At 41.3% G+C, this 3,326-nt stretch carries 3 protein-coding genes; all 3 read left to right on the top strand.

Annotated elements, in window-relative coordinates:
* Positions 1 to 252: 252 nt before the first annotated feature.
* The 3 genes from BM146_RS18850 to BM146_RS18840 all read left to right on the top strand — a co-directional run bounded on the left by BM146_RS18850 (position 253) and on the right by BM146_RS18840 (position 3,226).
* Positions 253 to 1,371, top strand: a complete 1,119-nt coding sequence (locus BM146_RS18850) for an SGNH/GDSL hydrolase family protein (protein WP_083413664.1) — start codon at positions 253 to 255, stop codon at positions 1,369 to 1,371.
* A 93-nt stretch (positions 1,372 to 1,464) separates the two neighbouring features.
* Positions 1,465 to 2,421 carry a mannose-6-phosphate isomerase, class I gene (manA, locus tag BM146_RS18845; protein ID WP_074892226.1) on the top strand — a complete coding sequence of 319 codons (957 nt, stop codon included), beginning with the start codon at positions 1,465 to 1,467 and terminating at the stop codon, positions 2,419 to 2,421.
* A 61-nt stretch (positions 2,422 to 2,482) separates the two neighbouring features.
* The gene (locus BM146_RS18840) at positions 2,483 to 3,226 is read left to right on the top strand and encodes an alpha/beta hydrolase (protein ID WP_074892224.1); all 744 of its coding nucleotides are present in this window, start codon (positions 2,483 to 2,485) and stop codon (positions 3,224 to 3,226) included.
* Positions 3,227 to 3,326: the final 100 nt, after the last annotated feature.

Below are 3,326 nucleotides of genomic sequence, written 5' to 3'. Positions count from 1 at the left end.
AATATACTCTATACTCTGGTATCATTAAAATGGTCAGATTATAGGAATTTATTAATACCAGATATGCGCAACTGACTTATTATATTTTTAAAAAGTTAACGAAAAACAGCGCATTTAATGTTCAATTATATTAGGTTCTTATACGTATTTGACGTTGGGGTAGTAGCTGCCCAGGGAGATGGAAGACAATCTCTGTAAATTATTATGAATGTGGTTTAAAATATCCATGTATGAAATCATCAGGGGGTGGGTATGGCTATGAAACCACAGGATAAAAATAAAAACCTTCAGTATTGCAGGATCGATGAAGTGGAGCAGCTCTTTGTTCATGGCAGAACGAACTGGCAAAATGACAGGAAAGAGCTGCCTCTTTTTTGGAATAATAGCGGTGTAGAAGTGTGCACGGATGGAACTGAATTGTGGATAAGAGTAGAGGCGGACTATAGCGTTTATGAGCCCTGGTATGCGGTTGAAGTAAACGGGGCGCTGGTGAGCCGCAGTATGTTACAGCCCGGGGAGAATGATATTTGTCTTTTCAGGGGCATGTCTGCAGGATCTGTAAAAAGAGTCTTTTTTTACCGCGAACTTCAGCCTATGGGGCAGGATGACAACTGCTATATGATCGTCAAAGGCTTATATTGTGATGGGCAGTTTACGGATGTTCCGCCATATGGTCACAAGATCGAATTCATAGGTGACAGCATTTCCTCCGGCGAGGGTACTTATGGGGCTAATGACGATATGGACTGGATTCCGATGTACATGTCATCAAGCCATAACTATATCAATATGATCTCCAAAAAGATGAATGCCGATGTCCGCATAATCTCGCAGGGCGGATGGGGTGTTTATTGCAGCTGGGATGCGGTAAGAAAGAACAATATCCCGAGAATTTATGATGAAATCTGTGGTATAGCTCATGGTAAGTTTAATGAAAGCCTTGGCACAGCAAATGCCTATGATTCATCGAACTGGCAGGCGGATGCTGTTGTCATTAACCTTGGAACAAATGACGGAACCGGAATCGCGGCATATAATGGCAGTGGCGGCGAAATCGGAGCCATGGCTGATGAGCCGCTTAGCATCAGCGAGTGTGAAAAATCCATTACTGCTTTTCTTAAAAAACTTAGATCATACTATCCCAAAGCTCACCTTTTGTGGGTTTATGGAATGCTTGGCTATAATATCAGCGCAAATATCAGCAAAGCCATTGCGGACTATATGACTGAAACAGGCGATGATAATGTTTCCTATCTGACTCTTCCCAATACGCTTAAGGGTGAGTTTGGATCCCGCATGCATCCTGGGCTAAAGAGCCATGAGAAAGCAGCTGAAATGATTTCGGATTTTCTTTTGTCCAAACTTGGGTGATGGGCATTTTGATAAAAGATATCTTTAGATATCGATGATAATGTGGTAGGATTTTGTAAAAACGCAAAAGAGTAATATGGAGAAATTATAATAATGAGTACTAATGAGAAAGAACCTATTTTTTTAGAACCGCACTTTACCCACAATGTCTGGGGTGGAAGCAAGTTGAGAACTGTGTTTGGATACGATGTTGAAGGGGATGATATCGGAGAGTGCTGGGGAATTGCAGCTCATCCAAATGGAAAGAGCCTTGTAAAGAACGGCCTGTATAAGGGAATGGGACTGGATGAGCTTTATAAAGAGCACAGAGAGCTGTTTGGGGCGGATGCCCGTGGTGGAAATGATAAGTTTCCTCTTTTGACAAAAATAATCGATGCAAAGTCTGATCTTAGTATTCAGGTGCATCCTGACGATGAGTACGCTAAAGTTCATGAGAATGGATCACTTGGAAAAACGGAATGCTGGTATGTGCTTGATTGTGATGAGGGTGCTTCGCTTGTTGTGGGGCATAATGCAACTACAAGAGATGAACTTTGCCAGATGATGGATGAGGGCAGATGGAGCGATCTTATAAGAGAAGTAAAGATTGCAAAGGGCGATTTTATTCAGATTGACCCGGGAACTGTTCATGCCATTAAAGGCGGAGTCGTAGTTCTTGAAACTCAGCAGAACAGCGATATTACATACAGACTATATGATTATGACAGAATATGGAATGGCAGCAAACGTGAGCTTCATGTTGATAAGTGCAAGGAGGTCATTACTGTTCCGGCAAAAGACTTGTCAGATGCGATAGTACATGATACGGATGAGTCTCAGGGAGTAAAGCTCCTTAACAGCTGCAAGTACTATACAGTTTCAAGAGTGAATGTGACGACAGAGCTTTCGCTTGATGTTTCTGAGAAATTTGTTTTGTGCTCAGTTATAGAGGGAAAAGGAAATATTGGGGATCATCAGGTAAAGAAGGGTGATCATTTTATACTGTCTGTTGGTTACGGAGAAGCAGTATTTAAAGGTAATCTGAAACTTATTATTTCTAGTGAAAACTAAAAGGGTCATGCTATACTGATAAATGGTATAAAAATATATAATGCTTTTTGGGGAGGCTACTATGTACATACTTGATGATGGGATCAAGCTCAACGCCAAGCTTGATATGCCCAAAAACGGGGCGGAAAAATGTCCGATATGTGTTATAATCCACGGATTTACAGGGCACATGGAGGAAAGGCACATTATAGCTGTTCAGGAAGCAATGAATGAGCTGGGCGTTGCAACTTTGAGAGTTGAAATGTATGGTCATGGTGGAAGTGATGGCCAGTTTAGAGACCATACACTTTATAAGTGGTTGTCAAACGCTATGACAGCAGTTGATTACGCAAGGAACCTTGATTTTGTTACAGATGTTTATCTGTGTGGACATTCTCAGGGAGGGCTTACTGCAATGCTTCTTGCAGGAATGGAAAAAGACAGGATTAAAGCACTTATTCCGCTTTCTCCGGCTCTTTGTATTTTGGAAGGTGCAAGGAAAGGATGTCTCTTAGGACAGCCATTTGATCCTGAAAATGTGCCCGAAGAACTGGTGAACTGGGATAACAGAACTCTAAGTGGCAACTATGTCCGGGTTGCACAGACTCTTCATATTGAGGATGCACTGGCAAAATATGAGAAACCTGTTCTTATTGTTCATGGTGATGCTGATGAAGCAGTGCCTGTAGAAGATTCAATCGATGCAGCAAAAAAATACAAAAATTGTAAACTTGTGCTTATAAAAGGCGATACTCATTGTTATGACAATAGTCTTGATGAGGTCGTAGATGCAGTAAAAACCTTTATGCGAGAGCAATTGGGGTAATTACAGTTACAATTCAGTTGTTAGCCAGGCACTCCTGAACGCATACCTAAATAATCCTATAAACAAATGCTGAAAAACGCAGAAAAATACTGAGTTTTTC

This window comes from Butyrivibrio proteoclasticus (assembly GCF_900115735.1).
Classification (GTDB): Bacteria; Bacillota; Clostridia; order Lachnospirales; family Lachnospiraceae; genus Butyrivibrio; species Butyrivibrio proteoclasticus_B.
Note: the sequence above shows the minus strand (reverse complement) of the source record. Positions and strands in the feature narration are given on the sequence as shown.

What these genes read in the sequence shown, in the direction of transcription:
- manA (WP_074892226.1), top strand. Translation starts at nt 1,465, where the DNA reads ATGAGTACTAATGAGAAAGAACCTATTTTTTTAGAACCGCACTTTACC.
- BM146_RS18840 (WP_074892224.1), top strand. Translation starts at nt 2,483, where the DNA reads ATGTACATACTTGATGATGGGATCAAGCTCAACGCCAAGCTTGATATG.
- BM146_RS18850 (WP_083413664.1), top strand. Translation starts at nt 253, where the DNA reads ATGGCTATGAAACCACAGGATAAAAATAAAAACCTTCAGTATTGCAGG.